Origin of the sequence: Mycobacterium sp. NPDC050041 (genome assembly GCF_049541695.1) — a bacterium.
Classification (GTDB): domain Bacteria; phylum Actinomycetota; class Actinomycetes; order Mycobacteriales; family Mycobacteriaceae; genus Mycobacterium.
Window position 1 is genome coordinate 198,266 of sequence record NZ_JBMVDG010000001.1, and the last position, 17,293, is coordinate 215,558.

Annotated in this window: 15 protein-coding genes; 11 read left to right on the forward strand and 4 right to left on the reverse strand. The window is 70.9% G+C overall.

All coding sequences use genetic code 11. From position 1 onward, the window contains the following. Positions 1-108: 108 nt before the first annotated feature. On the forward strand, positions 109-1,815 hold the full coding sequence (locus ACPCHZ_RS01120) for a DEAD/DEAH box helicase (RefSeq protein WP_423483051.1): 1,707 nt from the start codon (positions 109-111) through the stop codon (positions 1,813-1,815). A gap of 3 nt (positions 1,816-1,818) precedes the next feature. Here the strand turns inward: ACPCHZ_RS01120 and ACPCHZ_RS01125 are convergent, their stop codons facing one another. From ACPCHZ_RS01125 to ACPCHZ_RS01135, 3 genes are read right to left on the reverse strand one after another with little or no spacing between them, the layout of a single operon-like run. Next, the gene (locus ACPCHZ_RS01125; RefSeq protein WP_364976848.1) at positions 1,819-2,634 is read right to left on the reverse strand and encodes an HAD-IIA family hydrolase; all 816 of its coding nucleotides are present in this window, start codon (positions 2,632-2,634) and stop codon (positions 1,819-1,821) included. A gap of 27 nt (positions 2,635-2,661) precedes the next feature. Further along, the gene (locus tag ACPCHZ_RS01130) at positions 2,662-4,110 is read right to left on the reverse strand and encodes a PH domain-containing protein (protein ID WP_423483774.1); all 1,449 of its coding nucleotides are present in this window, start codon (positions 4,108-4,110) and stop codon (positions 2,662-2,664) included. A 38-nt stretch (positions 4,111-4,148) separates the two neighbouring features. Then, on the reverse strand, positions 4,149-4,655 hold the full coding sequence (locus ACPCHZ_RS01135) for a PH domain-containing protein (RefSeq protein ID WP_423483052.1): 507 nt from the start codon (positions 4,653-4,655) through the stop codon (positions 4,149-4,151). A gap of 40 nt (positions 4,656-4,695) precedes the next feature. Between ACPCHZ_RS01135 and ACPCHZ_RS01140 the strand changes: the two genes are divergently transcribed. The 6 genes from ACPCHZ_RS01140 to ACPCHZ_RS01165 all read left to right on the forward strand — a co-directional run bounded on the left by ACPCHZ_RS01140 (position 4,696) and on the right by ACPCHZ_RS01165 (position 11,210). Continuing rightward, complete coding sequence (locus tag ACPCHZ_RS01140) at positions 4,696-5,616, forward strand: SDR family NAD(P)-dependent oxidoreductase (RefSeq protein ID WP_423483053.1); 921 nt, start codon at positions 4,696-4,698, stop codon at positions 5,614-5,616. A gap of 6 nt (positions 5,617-5,622) precedes the next feature. Next, on the forward strand, positions 5,623-6,828 hold the full coding sequence (gene glp, locus ACPCHZ_RS01145) for a gephyrin-like molybdotransferase Glp (RefSeq protein ID WP_423483054.1): 1,206 nt from the start codon (positions 5,623-5,625) through the stop codon (positions 6,826-6,828). A gap of 49 nt (positions 6,829-6,877) precedes the next feature. Beyond that, positions 6,878-7,585 carry a phosphatidylserine decarboxylase gene (locus tag ACPCHZ_RS01150; protein ID WP_423483055.1) on the forward strand — a complete coding sequence of 236 codons (708 nt, stop codon included), beginning with the start codon at positions 6,878-6,880 and terminating at the stop codon, positions 7,583-7,585. After that, positions 7,582-8,448: a CDP-diacylglycerol--serine O-phosphatidyltransferase gene (gene pssA, locus ACPCHZ_RS01155; RefSeq protein WP_423483056.1), complete on the forward strand. Its 867-nt coding sequence runs from the start codon at positions 7,582-7,584 to the stop codon at positions 8,446-8,448. The genes ACPCHZ_RS01150 and pssA overlap by 4 nt, the downstream gene beginning before the upstream one ends. A gap of 1 nt (position 8,449) precedes the next feature. Next, positions 8,450-10,672 carry an AAA family ATPase gene (locus tag ACPCHZ_RS01160; protein WP_423483057.1) on the forward strand — a complete coding sequence of 741 codons (2,223 nt, stop codon included), beginning with the start codon at positions 8,450-8,452 and terminating at the stop codon, positions 10,670-10,672. 100 nt (positions 10,673-10,772) lie between these two features. Then, the gene (locus ACPCHZ_RS01165; RefSeq protein WP_423483058.1) at positions 10,773-11,210 is read left to right on the forward strand and encodes a DUF1707 domain-containing protein; all 438 of its coding nucleotides are present in this window, start codon (positions 10,773-10,775) and stop codon (positions 11,208-11,210) included. Here the strand turns inward: ACPCHZ_RS01165 and ACPCHZ_RS01170 are convergent. Then, positions 11,178-11,789 carry a TetR/AcrR family transcriptional regulator gene (locus ACPCHZ_RS01170; protein WP_423483059.1) on the reverse strand — a complete coding sequence of 204 codons (612 nt, stop codon included), beginning with the start codon at positions 11,787-11,789 and terminating at the stop codon, positions 11,178-11,180. The two genes, ACPCHZ_RS01165 and ACPCHZ_RS01170, sit on opposite strands and share 33 nt — an antisense overlap. A gap of 21 nt (positions 11,790-11,810) precedes the next feature. Between ACPCHZ_RS01170 and ACPCHZ_RS01175 the strand changes: the two genes are divergently transcribed. From ACPCHZ_RS01175 to ACPCHZ_RS01190, 4 genes are all read left to right on the forward strand, one after another. Next, positions 11,811-12,206, forward strand: a complete 396-nt coding sequence (locus ACPCHZ_RS01175; RefSeq protein WP_423483060.1) for a hypothetical protein — start codon at positions 11,811-11,813, stop codon at positions 12,204-12,206. Positions 12,207-12,364: 158 nt separating this feature from the next. Further along, positions 12,365-15,223 carry a Na+/H+ antiporter subunit A gene (locus tag ACPCHZ_RS01180; protein WP_423483061.1) on the forward strand — a complete coding sequence of 953 codons (2,859 nt, stop codon included), beginning with the start codon at positions 12,365-12,367 and terminating at the stop codon, positions 15,221-15,223. Then, a complete protein-coding gene (locus tag ACPCHZ_RS01185; protein WP_423483062.1) occupies positions 15,220-15,693 on the forward strand; it encodes a Na(+)/H(+) antiporter subunit C in 474 nt (157 codons plus the stop codon). The genes ACPCHZ_RS01180 and ACPCHZ_RS01185 overlap by 4 nt, the downstream gene beginning before the upstream one ends. Beyond that, positions 15,690-17,288, forward strand: a complete 1,599-nt coding sequence (locus ACPCHZ_RS01190; protein ID WP_423483063.1) for a Na+/H+ antiporter subunit D — start codon at positions 15,690-15,692, stop codon at positions 17,286-17,288. Before ACPCHZ_RS01185 ends, ACPCHZ_RS01190 begins: the two co-directional genes overlap by 4 nt. Positions 17,289-17,293 lie beyond the last annotated feature (5 nt).

Here is a 17,293-nt window from a genome sequence, read left to right on the forward strand (position 1 = left end):
CGCCGCGCCCGCCCAGCGGACACGCCCGGCCACCCGGCGCGCCCTGCGAATGTGCGCCGCCGGAATCCGTTGTAATAGACTGCCCCTCGATCGGTGAGGAGACCTTGGGTGCGGGCATACGCAGCGCCCGACACCCAGGCCTTGCGTGGCTGGCAGCGTCGGGCATTGGTGAAGTATCTCGGCGCCAAGCCACGCGATTTCCTGGCGGTGGCCACCCCCGGTGCAGGTAAGACGGCGTTTGCCCTGCGGATCGCCGGGGAACTGCTGGCCGACGGCACCGTCGACCGGATCACCGTCGTGGTGCCCACCGAACACCTCAAGGTGCAGTGGGCGGCGGCCGCCGCACGCGTCGGCATCTCGCTGGACCCGCGGTTCAGCAACTCCGCGGCGCAGCATTCGTCGGAGTTCCACGGCGTGGTGGTCACCTACGCGCAGGTGGCCAGCCACCCGAGCCGGCACCGCGTCCGCACGGAGAACTACCGCACCCTGGTGGTCTTCGACGAGATCCACCACGGCGGCGACGCGAAGAGCTGGGGCGAGGCGATCCGCGAGGCCTTCGACGACGCGACGCGCAGACTCGCGCTCACCGGCACGCCGTTCCGCAGCGACGACTCCCCGATCCCGTTCGTCCGATACGAGCACGGCCCCGACGGGTTCGCGCGCTCACAGGCCGACCACACCTACGGGTACTCCGACGCGTTGGCCGACGGCGTCGTGCGGCCGGTGGTGTTCCTGGCCTACTCCGGCGAGTCGCGCTGGCGTGACAGCGCCGGCGAGGAGCACTCCGCCCGGCTCGGCGAACCGCTGAGCGCCGAGCAGACCGCCCGCGCCTGGCGCACCGCGCTCAACCCGGCGGGCGAATGGATGCCCGCCGTGATCGCCGCGGCCGACCGGCGGCTGGAGCAGAAGCGCAGGCACGTGCCGGACGCCGGCGGCATGATCATCGCCTCCGACCAGACCGCCGCGCGGGCCTACGCCGAGCTGCTGACCCGGCTCACCGGCGAAGCGCCGACGATCGTGTTGTCGGACGATCCGGGCTCCTCGGACCGCATCAGCCAGTTCTCGGCAGGTACCAGCCGCTGGCTGGTCGCGGTGCGCATGGTGTCGGAGGGTGTCGACGTCCCCCGCCTCGCCGTCGGCGTGTACGCGACGAGCGCGTCGACCCCGCTGTTCTTCGCGCAGGTGATCGGGCGCTTCGTGCGGTCGCGCAAACCCGGCGAGACGGCCAGCGTCTTCCTGCCGTCGGTGCCCAACCTGCTGCTGCTCGCCAGCGAGATGGAGGCGCAGCGCAACCACGTCCTCGGCAAGCCGCACCGCGAGGAAGAGGGCCTCGACGACGCCCTGCTCGAGGACGCGAACAAGACCAAGGACGAGTCCGGTGATCTGGACAACGGCTACGAGATGCTCGGCGCCGACGCCGAACTCGACCAGGTGATCTTCGACGGCTCGTCATTCGGCACCGCGACACCCGCGGGCAGCGAGGAGGAGGCCGACTACCTCGGCATCCCGGGCCTGCTCGATGCGACACAGATGCGGGACCTGTTGAGCCGCAGGCAGGAAGAACAACTGACCAAGCGGACCGCCTCGGGCGCCGCCGCCGCCGAGCCGACCCTGACGCGCGCCACCCACGGCCAGATCCGGGAACTGCGCCGGGAACTCAACGCGCTGGTGTCGATCGCCCATCACCGCACCGGCAAGCCCCACGGCTGGATCCACAACGAACTACGCAGGCTCTGCGGGGGACCACCGGTGGCCGCCGCCACCACCGATCAGCTCAAGGAGCGCATCGAGGCGGTACGCACGCTGCGGGCGTGAGCATTACAGCCCCAGCAGCGGCGGCAGGTCGGCGACCGAGTCGATCACGTGGTTCGGCTGCATCGCGAATTCATCTGCGGCCCAACGGTCCAGGGTGTCCTGCCGGAACTTGCCGGTGCGCACCAGCACCCCCGTCATGCCGACAACCTGGGCCGCCAGCACGTCGTTGTTGAGGTCGTCCCCCACCATGTACATCTCGTCGGGGTCGACGCCGAGCCTGCGCGCCGCGGCCAGGAAACCCTCGGGTGCGGGCTTGCCGACCGCGGTCGCCTTACGACCCGACGTCTCCTCCATGCCGAGCAGATACATGCCGGTGTCGATGCGCAGACCCTCGGTGGTGTTCCACGACGTGCTGCGGTGCATCGCCACCACCGGAACGCCCTGAGCCATCCAGTCGTAGACCCAGCTGAGGGTCAGGTGGTTGTATTCGCGGCCCGCGCCGCCCAGCAACACCACATCGGGCCGGTCGGGTGTGCCGCCGCCGTCGAACTCGTCGGCGTACACCAGGTCGACGCCCGGCATGTCCTCACCGATCCGGCCGCTGTTCACCAGGAAGCACTGCGCGCCGGGGTACCGCTCCCGGACGTACTCGGCGGTGAGCACCGCGGCGGTGATCACCTCGTCGGCGGTGACGTCCATGCCCGCGCCGGACAGCAGTTCGGCGATCTGCCTGCGGGTTCTGGTGGTGGTGTTCGTCAGGTACGAGCGCGCGATCTGGTTGTCGGCCAGTGCCCTCAACGTGTCGGCGGCGCCGGCGATCGGCTGCCACGAGGTCACCAGAACGCCATCGATGTCGAACAGCACTCCACCGACGGCCATGCTGCAAGACAGTAAACGGCGAATGCGTCAGCGCAACTCGGGCCCTGGTTCGGTCCGCGCCCATCCGGTGCCCGCGAGCCACGGCGACACCGCGGCCGCGACCGACCACGCCGCGCCCTCAGGCACGTCGACCACCCGGTAGGCCTTCACCCCGGCGGCGGTCGCCGCGACCAGCGTGGCCACCCCGGCGCGCCGCTGGAACAAGGACTGCCGCACCGTCCAGCCGACGACGCCTGCGCCGGCGACACAGTCCCGTCGCCGCTCGAGGCTGCCCGAGCGGGCGACCAGCCAGCCCTCGCCGACGCGGTGCCCCAGCGACCGCGACCGGTCCGCCGCGAGCAGGGCACAGCATGCGGTGAGCACCGCCCACCCAACCCACACCCAGATCGGTACGGCGACAACGACACTCATCGCCGCCAGGCCGATCGCCAGTACAGCGGGGCCGAGCAGCGCACGCGTCCAGCGCCGCCGGGTGGCCGCCGCGCCGTGCGCACGCAGCGCGCCGGTGACGGCGTCTGGCTGGTCGATCAGGTCCGTCAGCACCGACCGCGCGGTGGCCGCCGGGCAGGGCGGCAGCAGCAGCGACGACTCGCCCGCACCGTCGACGCCGGTCATCACCGCGTCCAGCCGGGCGCCCCCGAACATCCGCACCAGCAGCGGTTCCCGCAGCGTGCCACCCCGCAGCCTGCGCATGTCGTAGGTCTGCTCACGCACCCGCATCAGACCGTGCACCAGGTGCAGCACGTCCCCGTCGCGCCGTAGCAGGAGGTTCCCGTACGTCGTCAACGACCGCAGCACCGACAGCACCACCGACGCGACAACCACCGCCAGCACGGCCACGGCCACGCTCGCCGCCACCCCGAAGCGCTCGGCGGTGTCCAGGCCGGACTGCACGACGTCCGAATCCTGCACCCTCGAACCGATTCCCACCTGGTACACCAGACCGAACGCGGCGGCGATCATCGCCAGCCCGGTGAAGCTGAGCGGGCTGTACCGCAGCCACGAGGGCTGCCACCGTGCGAGCACCCGCCCGGGCGGCGCAGGGTTCTCCTGGCTCGCCGCGGCGGCGCCGGCCAGCGAGTCGGCCAGCAGCACCGCCCGCAGCCGTGGCACCTCGTCCGCCTCGACCGCGTCCAGGGCGAACGCGGCGTCACCACGCGCCTCCTGCCCGGTGCTCAGCCGCAGCACCGTCAGTCCGAACACCCGGTGCAGCAGCCGGGCGTCCGTCGACACCGAACGAATCCTGTTGCGGGGCACCGACAAAACACTGCGCTGCAGCACCCCGGCGCGCAGCTGCACCTCGTCGGCGTCGATCCGGTAGGTGGTGGTGAACCACCGCGCGACGCCGTACCCGACCGTGGCCACAAGCGCGGCGACCGCCCACAGCGGGTTTCCGGTCGCCGAACCCAGCACCACCGAGCCGATCAGCACCGGCACCTGGCGCACCACCTCGTGCACGGGATGCACCAGCAGCATCCGCGGGCTCAGCCGCTGCCACACCTGCGCGGGCGCGCTCACGTGGCGTCCTGCCCGCCGAGCGCGGCGATGTCGGTCAGCTGGGCGACGACGCGGTCGGCCACCTCGGAGTCCAGGGCGACGATGCGCACCGCGCCCGCCGAGGACGCCGTCGTCACCGTCACGTTCGCCAGGCCGAACAACCGGTCGAGCGGACCGCGCTGGGTGTCGACGGTCTGCACCCGCGAGATCGGCGCGATCCGGCGCTCCTGATTCAGCCAGCCCGTCCGGGTGTACACCGCCTGCGCATCGATCTCCCAGCGGTGCACCCGGTACCGCCACACCGGCGCGATGCCGACGAAGACGACCGCCCCGAGCACCGCCGCCGCCGCAGCCAGCCACGGCAACCAGGAGGCCCGCGAATCGACGGCGGACCACACCAGGGCGGCCACCAGCAGCGTCAGCCACGGCACCGCGGCGCCGATCGCCCACACCAGCGGCGCCTTGCGGCTGGGCGGGTTGGCCGGATCGGCGAGCATCACGGTCGGGCGGGGCGCACCGTTCATCCTTCGAGCATGACCGATCGCCGTGGGTAGGGTTTCGATCATGAGTGCTGACACCAAGTGGGGCGCGGGCGACGTGCCGGACCAGACCGGGCGCGTCGCCGTCATCACCGGCTCGAACACCGGGATCGGTTACGAGGCCGCCGCCGTGCTGGCCGCCCGCGGCGCACACGTCGTGCTGGCCGTGCGCAACCTCGACAAGGGCAAGGCGGCCGTCGACCGGATCACCTCGGCGACACCGCACGCCGACGTCACGCTGCAGCAGCTGGACCTGACCTCGCTCGACAGCATCCGGCGGGCCTCCGACGACCTACGTGCCGAGTACTCCCGCATCGACCTGCTGATCAACAACGCAGGCGTGATGACGACACCGAAGGCCACCACGTCGGACGGCTTCGAGCTGCAGTTCGGCACCAACCACCTCGGGCACTTCGCACTGACCGGGCAGGTGATCGACAACATGCTGCCCGTCGAGGGATCGCGGGTGGTGACGATCAGCAGCAACGGCCATCGCTTCGGCTCGATCAACTTCGACGACCTGCAGTCCGAGCGCGGCTACAACCGGCTGCGTGCCTACGGCCAGGCCAAGCTGGCCAATCTGCTGTTCACCTACGAACTCAACCGGCGGCTGTCGAAGAAGGGCGCGCCGACCATCGCCGTCGCCGCCCACCCCGGCAGCTCCAACACCGAGCTGACCCGCAACCTGCCCGGCCTGATCCGCCAACCGGTCGAGCTCGTCTGGCGCCAGATCGCCCAGGACGCCGCCGGTGGCGCACTGCCCACGCTGCGGGCGGCCACCGACCCGCAGGTGCGCGGCGGCCAGTACTACGGCCCGGACGGCATCGGCGAGCAGCGCGGGCACCCGAAGCTGGTGGAGTCCAACAGAAAGTCGCACGACGAGGACGTCGCGCGGCGGCTCTGGACGGTGTCCGAAGAGCTCACCGGCGTCACGTTCCCGGTATAGCAGTCGATGCGCTCCGTCTCCGAACACCAGAGTGTGGTCGCCGGCCTGATCGCCGCCCGGCCGTCCGTCACCGTCCCGCTGACCGAAGCGCTGGGGCTGGTGCTGGCCGCAGACGTCGTCGCACCGCTGTCGCTGCCCGGCTTCGACAACTCGGCCATGGACGGCTACGCGGTGCTCGCCGACGACGTCGCCGGGGCGAGCGCCGAGCACCCGGTGCGGCTGCCCGTGGCGGCCGACATCCCGGCCGGGCGGACCGATCCGTTGACCTTGGCGCCGGGCACCGTGCACCGCATCATGACGGGCGCGCCGCTGCCCTCGGGTGCCACCGCGGTCGTCCCGGTCGAGGCCACGGACGGCGACTTCACCGCCACCCCCGACACCGTGGAGATCCGGATCGCGCCCCGGCCGGGCCAGCACGTCCGCCGCGCAGGCGAGGACGTCACCGCGGGCACCACCGTGCTCACGGCGGGCCAGCCGGTCACCCCGGCCGCGCTCGGCCTGGCCGCCGCACTGGGTCTCGGCGAGCTCACGGTGGTGCCGCGGCCCCGGGTGCTGGTCATGTCCACCGGCACCGAGCTGGTCGCACCCGGCACGGCGCTGCTGCCCGGCCAGATCTACGAGTCCAACGCGGTGATGCTCGCGGCGGCCGTGCGCGACGCAGGCGGCGAGGTGGTGGCGGCCCCGATGACCGGAGACGACGTCACCGCCTTCCACGACACCCTGACCTCCTACGCCGGGCAGGCCGATCTGATCATCACCACCGGCGGGGTGAGCGCAGGCGCGTACGAGGTGGTCAAGGACGCGCTCGCCGCGACGGTCGGGTTCGTCAAGGTCGCGATGCAGCCGGGCATGCCGCAGGGCGCCGGACATGTCGGCGGCACACCGATCGTCACCCTGCCGGGCAACCCGGTCAGCGCATTGGTCTCGTTCGAGGTGTTCCTCCGGTCCCCGCTGCGGGCGGCGATGGGCGCCGCGCAACCGCAGCGACCCCGGCGCGCGGCGGTGCTCACCGAGGACCTCACGTCCCCGCGCGGCAAACGCCAGTTCCGCCGCGGTGTGCTCGACGCCGACGCGGGCACCGTGACCAGCTACGGCCCGCCCGCCTCCCATCACCTGCGGTGGCTCGCCTCGGCCAACTGCCTGCTGGAGATCGGCGAGGACATCACCGAACTCCCCGCCGGGTCGACGGTCGCTGTATGGGATCTGAGCTAGAGACAGCTGGCCGGTTCATCGACACCCTCCGCACGTAGAATCCACCCCGATGGCCAGACGCCCAAGAACCGAAGAGCTCAAATCCGGCCCCGAGCGGTTGATGGCCCTGGTCCGGACAACCGTTCCGCCGGTGCATCCGGCAGGCCTGCCGTTCATCGGCGCGGGTCTCGCGCTGGCGGCCGCCGGTCGCCGGAACCGCTGGCTGCGTGGCGCGGGCCTGCTCACCGCCGGTGCCAACGCCGCCTTCTTCCGGCATCCTCCGCGGGTGCCGCCGACGCGTCCCGGCGCGATCGTCGCCCCCGCCGACGGGCTGATCTGCCTGGTCGAGGACGTCGAGCCGCCCGCCGAACTGGGGCTGCCCGCACGTCCCCTGCCGCGGGTCAGCATCTTCCTGTCGATCTTCGACGCCCACGTGCAGCGCGTCCCCATCAGCGGCGAGGTCATCTCGGTGGTGCACCGGCCGGGGTTGTTCGTCTCGGCCGAACTCGAGGCGGCCAGCGAGGACAACGAGCGCAACAGCCTGGTCATCCGGACGGCGTCGGGCGCCGAGGTGATCGCCGTGCAGATCGCCGGCCTGGTTGCGCGGCGCATCGTCTGCGACGCCAAGGTCGGCGACAAGGTCTCGATCGGTGACACCTACGGGTTGATCCGCTACGGCTCCCGCCTCGACACCTACCTGCCGGAGGGCTCCGAGGTGCTGGTGCTGCCGGGCCAGCGGGCCGTCGGCGGGGAGACGATCCTCGCGGAGCTGCCGTGATCAAGCCCCGGGTGAAGCGGTCGGTCGTGAGCCTGCGCATGCTCCCCAGCGCGATGACGGTCGCCGCGATCTGCCTGGGGCTGTCAGCGGTGAAGTTCGCCCTCGACGACCGGCCGACCGAGGCGATGGCGTTCCTGGCTGTGGCCGCCATCCTCGACGCCCTCGACGGCCGGACGGCGCGGCTGCTCAACGCCACCTCGAAGATGGGGGAGGAGATCGACTCGCTGGCCGACGCGGTGAACTTCGGTGTGGCCCCGGCGTTCATCGTCTACGGCACGCTGCTGTCGCACTCGCGGATCGGCTGGATCGTGGTGCTGCTGTACGCGGTCTGCATCGTGCTGCGGCTGGCCCGGTTCAACGCGATGCTCGCCCAGGACCAACCGGGCTACATGAAGGAATTCTTCGTGGGCATGCCCGCGCCTGCCGCGGCCATCGGCGCGATCGGCCCGCTGGCGGCCAAGATGCAGTTCGGCGAAGGGTGGTGGACGTCGGAACCCGCCGTCGTCATCTGGATGATCGGGGTGTCGCTGCTCGCGGTCAGCAGCATCCCGATGCGCAAGGTGCACACGTTCGCCATACCGCCGAGCATGGTGGTGCCGCTGCTGGTGCTGCTGGCGCTCGGGGTCGCCGCGTCGATCCTGTACGGCTACCTCGTGCTGATGGCGATCATCCTGGCCTACGTCATCCACATCCCGTTCGCGATCCGCAGCAGCCGATGGGTGGCCGCCCACCCCGAGGCGTGGGACGACAAACCGAGGCAACGCCGGGCCACCCGCCGGGCCACCCGGCGGGCCACCCGCCGGGCCCAGCCGCAACGGCGCTCGGTGGCGCGCCTCGGACTGCGCAGACCTCCGGACCGGTGACATGACCGGGACCGAATTCGCCGAGGACGACTACGCGCTCACCCACCTGCGACTCACCGCCCGGCTGAACACCTCGGCACTGGACAATCGTCGCGGCGTGGTCCGGTTGCATCCCGAAGCCATTGCCGCCCTTGGCCTTCGGGAGTGGGACGCCGTCGCCCTCACGGGGTCCAGGACCACCGCCGCGGTGGTCGGAGTGGCCCCGCCCGGCACACCCACCGGTACCGCCCTGCTCGACGACGTCACACTGTCCAACGCAGGCCTGCGGGAGACCAGCACGGTGATCGTGGCACCGGTGACGGTGTACGGCGCGCGTTCGGTGACGGTGTCCGGCTCCAGACTGGCCACCCAGTCGATCTCGTCGGCCACCCTGCGACAGGCACTGCTCGGCAAGGTGATGACGGTGGGCGACACGGTGTCCCTGCTGCCGCGCGACCTGGGGCCGGGCACCTCCACCTCGGCGGCCACCTCGGCGCTGGCCTCGTCGGTGGGCATCACCTGGACCTCGGAACTGCTCACCGTCACCGGTGTCGATCCGGCCGGCCCCGTCAGCGTGCAGCCCAATTCGGTGGTCAGCTGGGGTGACGGCACCGCATCGGTGTCCGACGGCGCAGAAACAGGCGTGGACAGCACCGTCGGTCAGGTCACCGTCACCACCCCGACGCAACGGCCGTCGGTCAGCGCGGACGATCTCAAGGGTGTGCACAGCCAGGTGAGCCGGCTCACCGAATGGCTCAAGCTGTCCCTCGACGAGCCTGAACTACTCCAGACTCTGGGCGCGGCAGCGAATCTCGGTGTGCTGGTGTCGGGTCCGGCGGGTGTCGGCAAGGCGACGATGGTGCGGGTGGTGTGTGCCGACCGCAGGCTGGTGGAACTCGACGGCCCCGAGGTCGGCGCGCTGCATGCCGACGACAGGTTGCGCAGCGTCGCCGCCGCCGTGGAGACGGTCCGTGACGGCGGTGGGGTGCTGCTGATCACCGACATCGACGCGCTGCTGCCCTCGACCGCCGAACCGGTCGCCACCCTGATCTTGACCGAATTGCGTTCGGCCGTGGCCACATCGGGGGTTGCGTTCGTCGCGACGACGGCGATGCCCGACGGCGTGGACGCCCGGCTACGGGGGCCCGACCTCTGCGACCGCGAGCTCGGCCTCAGCCTCCCCGACGGGGCGACCCGCAAGGCACTGCTGGAGGTGCTGCTGCGCGACGTGCCCGCCGGCGAACTGCAGCTCGACGAGATCGCGGGCAGGACACCGGGATTCGTTGTCGCGGATCTGTGTGCCCTGGTCCGCGAGGCGGCGCTGCGCGCGGCGGCACGGGCCAGCACGGAAGGCACCGCACCCGCGCTCGAGCAGGAGGACCTCACCGGAGCACTCAGCGTGATCCGCCCGCTGTCGCGTTCGGCCACCCAAGAGGTGTCCGTCGGATCGGTGACACTCGAGGACGTCGGCGACATGGTGGCGACCAAGCAGGCGCTCACCGAGGCGGTGCTGTGGCCGCTGCAGCACCCGGACACGTTCGCCCGGCTCGGGGTGGAGCCGCCGCGCGGTGTGCTGCTCTACGGTCCGCCCGGGTGCGGCAAGACGTTCGTGGTGCGGGCGCTGGCGAGCTCGGGCCAGCTGTCGGTGCACGCCGTCAAAGGCGCCGAGCTGATGGACAAGTGGGTGGGCGCCTCGGAGAAGGCGGTGCGTGAACTCTTCCGGCGGGCCCGCGATTCCGCGCCGTCGCTGGTGTTCCTCGACGAGATCGACGCGCTGGCGCCTCGGCGCGGGCAGAGCTTCGACTCCGGTGTCACCGACCGGGTGGTCGCCGCGCTGCTGACCGAACTCGACGGCATCGAACCGATGCGTGACGTCGTCGTGCTCGGCGCGACCAACCGGCCCGACCTCATCGACCCGGCGCTGCTGCGGCCCGGCCGGCTGGAGCGGCTGGTGTTCGTGGAACCGCCCGACGCGGAGGCCCGGCGCGAGATCCTGCGCACCTCGGGCAAGTCGATCCCGCTGGCCGAGGACGTCGACCTCGATGCACTCGCCGACGACCTCGACGGCTACAGCGCGGCGGACTGCGTGGCGCTGCTGCGCGAGGCCGCGCTGACCGCGATGCGACGCTCGATCGACGCCGCCGACGTCACCGCCGCCGATGTGGCCGCCGCCCGTGCGGCCGTGCGGCCGTCGCTCGACCCGGTGCAGGTGGAATCGCTGCGCGCGTTCTCCGAGGGCCGCTGAGCATCGGCTGACCCGCCCACATCTTGACAGTGCCTAGTTACCGGGAGCAGACTCGTACACATCCGAACTAGCCGCTGACAAGTTTGAGGGGAGCGCAGTCATGACCGCCCCGGACACCACCTCCACCCGCGCTGGCGACCGCGAACGCGAGAAGACGGCGAGCGATCTCGGCCTCGCCCTCGCGCAGGGCTACCTCGACATGACGGACTACGAGCAACGCGTGCAGTCGGCGTTCGCCGCAGGGACCCGCGACGAGCTCCGCGCCCTGACCGCCGACCTGCCCGTCGCGAATCTCCGCCGCAACGATCCGCGGCGGCGCGACGCGCACGCGAGGGCCGCTCGGCGCGGCGCCGCCGTTCACCTCGCCGCCTACATCGCGGGTTCGCTGCTGATGCTCGGCATCTGGCTCGCCGTCGGGCTGACCGGCGGCGGATGGTACTTCTGGCCGGTCTGGCCGATCATGGGCTGGGGCATCGGAGTGGTCAGCCACACCCTGTCGGCCAGGTCAGGATCGCCCTGCGGGACGATGCGCCGCTAACAGCGCCCGCACCGCCACCGCCAGGTCGTCGGCCAGCCACGGTGGCAGTCTGTCGTCGCGCGCGTGCCGCCGGATGACGGCGTAGGGCAGGTCGACGACGGCACGCGTGACGACGTCCAGCCGGCGGTCGTAATCCTCGCCGGATTCGCCGAACAGCCGCCGGGTGACGTCGTGCAACCGGTCGATCAGCGGGGCGTTCATCGTCGCCAGCGTCTGCTGCAGCGCGGGGTCGGGCTCCCCGTCGACCAGATCGCCTGGACGCAACGCGAGAAGCAGGCGGGCGTCATCGGGTAGTTCCCGGGCGAAGTCGACGGTGGCGACGGCCAGCGCCACCGCCTCGTCCACAGGATCGCCGACCGCCGCCGCCAGCACCCGGGCCTGGAACCGCTCGAGCGCCCGCAGCCAGGCGGCCGTCACCACACCGTTGCGGTTGCCGAAGCGGTGATACAGCGTGCCGGCCGGGGCGCCGCTGGCCTTGGCGATCGCAGCCACGCTGGCCGCACGCGGTCCCTCGGTGAGGATCAGCGCGCGCGTCGCGTCGAGTATGACGTCGGTCTCATGCTTCCGCGGAGGTGCCACGATCTAGTATGTTCCTTCTATATGGAACGATTGCCCTATATCGATGAGCATGCCATATCGGTCGCTGCCTACCGTGCCACCTGCTGGACGGCCCTGCTGTCCGTGATGTGCCGCGACCGCCGCGACCCGTCGAGCGTCCCGCCCGGCTTCCACCTCGAATCGGCCACGCCGCCCAACCGGTTCGTCCTGCACGGTCGCCACCCGTTCGCGGTGTACCGGCTCGTGTTCGAACTCACCGACGACGGCCCCGGCCGCACCCGCGTGGCCGCGCAGACCTTCGCGGCGTTCCCCGGCGCCGCGGGGACGGTGTACCGGGCGATCGTCATCGGCACCGGCGGCCACGGCGTCGTCGTCCGCAGATTGCTCGGCCGGATCGCCGCGGTCGCCGAGCGGAACGCGGAGCGCGCCGTTCCGTAGGGGTGCGGGCAGCTCAGCGGGCATCCGTAGAATGGACGCGGACGGGCTGTTCCCACCACCGATGCGTTTCGCGCCATGCGTGCATCCAGCGGCTGACACCCCACGATCTGATCTTCGCCAGTCGGCTCATCGCCGACCCGACGAGACCACGGAGTGCCTTGCTTGCCATTCTGATCGCTCACGCGGCAGCGACCGCGATCGCACCCGTCCTGGTGGCGAGGTTCGGCAGGCTCGCGTTCTACCCACTGGCGCTGGTCCCCCTGACATCACTGATCTGGGTGGCGACGAACTGGCCATCCCCCGGCGACGCCAAGACCGTCGACCTGGTCTGGCTGCCCGAGCTGTCGATGAACATCACCCTGCGGTTCGACACCCTCGCGGCGATCATGAGCGTGCTGGTGCTCGGTATCGGCGCACTGGTGTTGCTCTACTGCGCCCCCTACTTCCACCATCACGACGGCCACACCGAGAATCGACTGCCGAGCTTCGCTGCCGAGATGGTGGCCTTCGCAGGGGCGATGTTCGGCCTCGTGACGAGCGACAACATGCTGGTGCTCTACGTGTTCTGGGAGATCACCACCGTGCTGTCCTTCCTGCTGGTGGGGCACTACGCCGAACGGGCCACCAGCAGGCGCGCGGCCACCCAGGCACTCCTGGTGACCACCCTGGGCGGGCTGGCGATGCTCGCGGGCATCGTCGTGCTCGGCAACCTGGCAGGCACCTACCGGCTCTCCGAACTCGTCGCGGCGCCACCGACCGGCGTGGCGGCCGCCGTCGGCGTGGCACTCGTTCTCGTTGGCGCGCTGTCGAAGTCGGCGATCATCCCGCTGCACTTCTGGCTGCCGGGAGCCATGGCCGCGCCCACCCCGGTCAGCGCCTACCTGCATGCGGCGGCGATGGTGAAGGCCGGCGTGTACCTGGTGGCGCGGATGACGCCCGGCTTCGCCGACTCACCGGTCTGGCGGCCGATGGTGGTGACACTCGGCCTGGTCACCATGCTGCTCGCCGGCTGGCGGGCGGTGCGCGAGTATGACCTCAAGTTGATCCTCGCCTTCGGCACTGTCAGCCAGCTCGGCCTGATCACCGTGATGGTCGGCGCGGGCGGGCGCGACATGATGCTGGCAGGTTTGGCGATGCTCGTCGCGCACGCGATGTTCAAAGCTGCGCTGTTCATGGTGGTCGGCGCCATCGACCACGCGACCGGCACCCGTGACATCCGCCGGCTCGCCTGGCTCGGACAGGCCAGCCGGCCGCTGTTGGTCATCGCCCTCGGCGCCACGGCGAGCATGGCCGCGCTGCCACCGTTCCTCGGCTTCGTCGCGAAGGAGGCCGACTTCGAAACCGTCTCGCACAGCGCATCACTCGGCGTCGCGGCGCCAGTGGTGCTCGCGGGCATCGCGTTCGGCTCGGTCTTCACCACCATCTACAGCCTGCGGTTCCTGTGGGGCGCGTTCGCGCGCAAAGGCCTGTCCCAGCCCAGCATCCGCGTCGCCGAGATGCACCGGCTGCCCACGACTTTCCTGATCCCACCCGCGATCCTGGCGTCCGCGGGGTTGCTGTTCGGACTCTGGCCCGCACCGCTGGACACGGTGCTCGACGACTACGCCGCCACGGTGCCGGGCGGTCAGCACTACGAGCTCGCGCTCTGGCACGGGCTGAACCTGCCCCTGCTGCTGTCGGTCCTCGTCATCGCCGCGGGCACCACGGCGTTCTTCGGCCGCGACCGGCTGCGCCGGGCCCGCACGCCGTATCTGCCGCTGGGCAACGCCGACCACGTGTACGACTCCTTCATCCGCGGGCTCGACGTGTTCTCGGTGCGGTTGACCGCGGTGACGCAGCGCGGATCGATACCCGCCACGCAGGCGGTGATCCTGTCGACGCTGGTGGCGCTGCCCGCGGCGGTACTGGCGTTCGGAGCGCGCGACCGGCCGGAGTTCCGGCTGTGGGACTCGCCGGTGCAGGTGGTGGTGGGCCTGCTGATGATCGCCGCGGCGCTGGGCGCGGTGGTGATGCGCAACCGGCTCGCCGCGGTGCTGCTGATCGGGGTGACCGGGTACGGCTGCGGCGCGATCTTCGCCTTCCACGGCGCACCCGACCTGGCCCTCACCCAGTTCCTGGTCGAGACGCTGGTCCTGGTGATCTTCGTGCTCGTGCTGCGTTCACTGCCCGCCGAGGCCGATCAGGCCGACATCGGCCGCTTCCGGTTGCCGCGGGCGGTGCTGTCACTGGCCGTCGGCGCCACGGTCACCTCGCTCGCCGTCTTCGCGATGGCTGCCCGCAGCGGCGCCGGCATCGCCGAACTGCTTCCCGACGCGGCGTACTACCGGGGACACGGCGCCAACACGGTCAACGTGCTGCTGGTCGACATCCGTGCGTGGGACACCATGGGCGAGGTCTCGGTGCTGCTCGTCGCCGCGACCGGCGTGGCATCGCTGGTGTTCCGGCACCGGCGATTCGGCGCCGCGCCCCGCGTGTCGGACGCCGGCCAGCCCGACATCGGCCCCGTCGGCACCTACGCCAATTCGCCTGCCGCCGGCGAGGTCACGTGGCTGCGCGGCAGTGAACTGCGCGACCCGCGGCACCGCTCGCTGGTGCTCGAGGTGGCGACCAGGGTGATCTTCCCGCTCATCATGGTGCTGTCGGCGTACTTCTTCTTCGCCGGCCACAACACCCCCGGCGGCGGCTTCGCGGGCGGCCTGACCGCGGGCCTGGCCCTGGTGCTGCGCTATCTGGCAGGCGGCCGCTACGAACTCGGCGAGACACTGCCGCTGGACGCAGGCAAGATCCTCGGCGTCGGGCTCGGGCTGTCCGCGGGCACCGCGGTGGGCTCGCTGCTGCTCGGCGCACCGGTGCTGTCGTCGGCCGTCGTCGAGTTCGACGTCCCGGTGCTCGGCACCGTCAAGTTCGTCACCGCGCTGCTCTTCGACCTCGGGGTGTATCTCATCGTCGTCGGCCTGGTGCTCGACGTGCTGCGCAGCCTCGGCGCGCGAGTCGACACAGAGATGGTGACCCGATGACCACCTACCTGATCCCGCTCATCCTCGTCGGGGCCCTCACCAGTGCCGGTGTCTACCTGCTACTGGAACGCAGTCTGACCCGGATGTTGTTGGGACTGTTGCTGATCGGCAACGCGGTGAACCTGCTGATCCTGATGGTGGGCGGACCGTCGGGCAATCCGCCGGTGCGCGGGCGCACCAGCAACGGCGAGACCACCACGGCGGATCCCCTTGCCCAGGGCATGATCCTGACCGCGATCGTGATCAGCATGGGCATCGCGGCGTTCGTGCTGGCGCTCACCTACCGGTCATTCCGGCTGACCACCGCCGAAGAGGTCGGCAACGACCCCGAGGACGCCCGGGTGTCCCGGCTGTCCGCCATGGACGCCACCCCCGTCGACGAGGACCGGCCACCCGAAGCGGACACCGCGAAGGACACCGACCTGCCCGACGAACTCGATGCGCTGCCCGGCCAGGAGGGCTCGCGATGAGCCTCTCGACCGTGCTGACACCCCTGCCGGTGCTGATCCCGACGCTGGCCGCGGCGCTGACGCTGTTCGCCGGCCGCACTCCCCGGCTGCAGCGCGCCATCACGTTGGTCGCGCTGATCGCGGTGGTGGCGGTGTGCGCCGTACTGCTGTACCTGACGGACCGCGACGGCACGCTGGCCCTGCAGGTCGGGGGCTGGGGTCAGAGCGTGCCGGGCATGGGGCCGCTCGGCATCACGCTCGTGGTGGACCGGCTCTCGGCGCTGATGCTGGTGGTGTCGTCGATCGTGCTGCTGGCGGTGGTCTGCTACGCGATCGGGCAGGGCATCCGCGACGGCGACGACCGCCAACCGGTGTCGATCTTCCTGCCGACCTACCTGGTGCTGTCGGCGGGCGTGTGCACCGCGTTCCTGGCCGGTGACCTGTTCAACCTCTTCGTCGGCTTCGAGGTGCTGCTGTCCGCCAGCTTCGTGCTGCTCACCATCGGGTCCAGTGCCGAGCGGGTCCGCGCGGGCATCGCCTACGTGATGGTGTCGATGGTCTCGTCGCTGATCTTCCTGATCGGCATCGCACTGGTCTACGCCGCCACCGGCACACTCAACATGGCCGAATTGGGTGTGCGTCTGGACGAAGTCGCGCCGGGCACCCGCACCGCACTCTTCGCGGTGCTGCTCGTCGCGTTCGGCATCAAGGCCGCGGTGTTCCCGCTGTCGACCTGGCTGCCCGACTCCTACCCCACCGCGCCTGCGCCCGTCACCGCCGTGTTCGCCGGACTGCTCACCAAGGTCGGCGTGTACGCCATCATCCGGGCACACTCGTTGCTCTTCCCCGGCGGCGGCCTGGACGCGGTGCTGTTGGTCGCCGCATTCCTGACGATGGTGATCGGCATCCTCGGTGCGATCGCGCAGAGCGACATCAAGCGGCTGCTGTCCTTCACCCTGGTCAGCCACATCGGCTACATGGTGTTCGGCATCGCGCTGTCGAACGAACTCGGCATGTCCGGCGCCATCTACTACGTCGCGCACCACATCCTGGTGCAGACCACACTGTTCCTGGTGGTCGGGCTGATCGAACGGCAGGCAGGCGCGTCGACCATGCAGCGACTCGGCGGACTCGCGGCCGCCAGCCCGCTATTGGCCTTCGTCTGGGTGGTACCCGCGCTGAATCTCGGTGGCATACCGCCGTTCTCGGGCTTCATCGGCAAGGTCGCGCTGATGGAGGCCGGCGCCGCCAACGGCTCCGTGCTGGCCTGGCTGCTGGTCGGCGGCGGCGTGCTGACCAGCCTGCTGACGTTGTACGTGGTGGCCCGGGTGTGGACCAAGGCGTTCTGGCGGTCCCGTGTCGACGCTCCGGAGGGCCATCTCTCGGCGGCCGTCCCGGCAGCGCTGCTCGTCGAGGACGAGGACATCGAATACGCCGATCGGGCGCATGTCGGCCGGATGCCGATCGGCATGCTGGTGCCGACGGGCGCGCTGATCGCGGTCGGCCTGACGCTGACGGTGGCGGCCGGGCCGATCTTCGCCTACAGCGTGCGCGCAGCCGAACAGGTGCTCGACCGCGAGCAGTACATCACCGCCGTCGTCGGGGAGCGGCCGTGACCGGC

Coding starts and splice junctions, on each gene's coding strand:
- glp (WP_423483054.1), top strand. CDS start 5,623: ATGCGCTCCGTCTCCGAACACCAGAGTGTGGTCGCCGGCCTGATCGCC.
- ACPCHZ_RS01135 (WP_423483052.1), bottom strand. CDS start 4,655: ATGAACGGTGCGCCCCGCCCGACCGTGATGCTCGCCGATCCGGCCAAC.
- ACPCHZ_RS01190 (WP_423483063.1), top strand. CDS start 15,690: ATGAGCCTCTCGACCGTGCTGACACCCCTGCCGGTGCTGATCCCGACG.
- ACPCHZ_RS01165 (WP_423483058.1), top strand. CDS start 10,773: ATGACCGCCCCGGACACCACCTCCACCCGCGCTGGCGACCGCGAACGC.
- ACPCHZ_RS01160 (WP_423483057.1), top strand. CDS start 8,450: ATGACCGGGACCGAATTCGCCGAGGACGACTACGCGCTCACCCACCTG.
- ACPCHZ_RS01125 (WP_364976848.1), bottom strand. CDS start 2,634: ATGGCCGTCGGTGGAGTGCTGTTCGACATCGATGGCGTTCTGGTGACC.
- ACPCHZ_RS01175 (WP_423483060.1), top strand. CDS start 11,811: ATGGAACGATTGCCCTATATCGATGAGCATGCCATATCGGTCGCTGCC.
- ACPCHZ_RS01130 (WP_423483774.1), bottom strand. CDS start 4,110: ATGCTGCTGGTGCATCCCGTGCACGAGGTGGTGCGCCAGGTGCCGGTG.
- ACPCHZ_RS01185 (WP_423483062.1), top strand. CDS start 15,220: ATGACCACCTACCTGATCCCGCTCATCCTCGTCGGGGCCCTCACCAGT.
- ACPCHZ_RS01140 (WP_423483053.1), top strand. CDS start 4,696: ATGAGTGCTGACACCAAGTGGGGCGCGGGCGACGTGCCGGACCAGACC.
- ACPCHZ_RS01150 (WP_423483055.1), top strand. CDS start 6,878: ATGGCCAGACGCCCAAGAACCGAAGAGCTCAAATCCGGCCCCGAGCGG.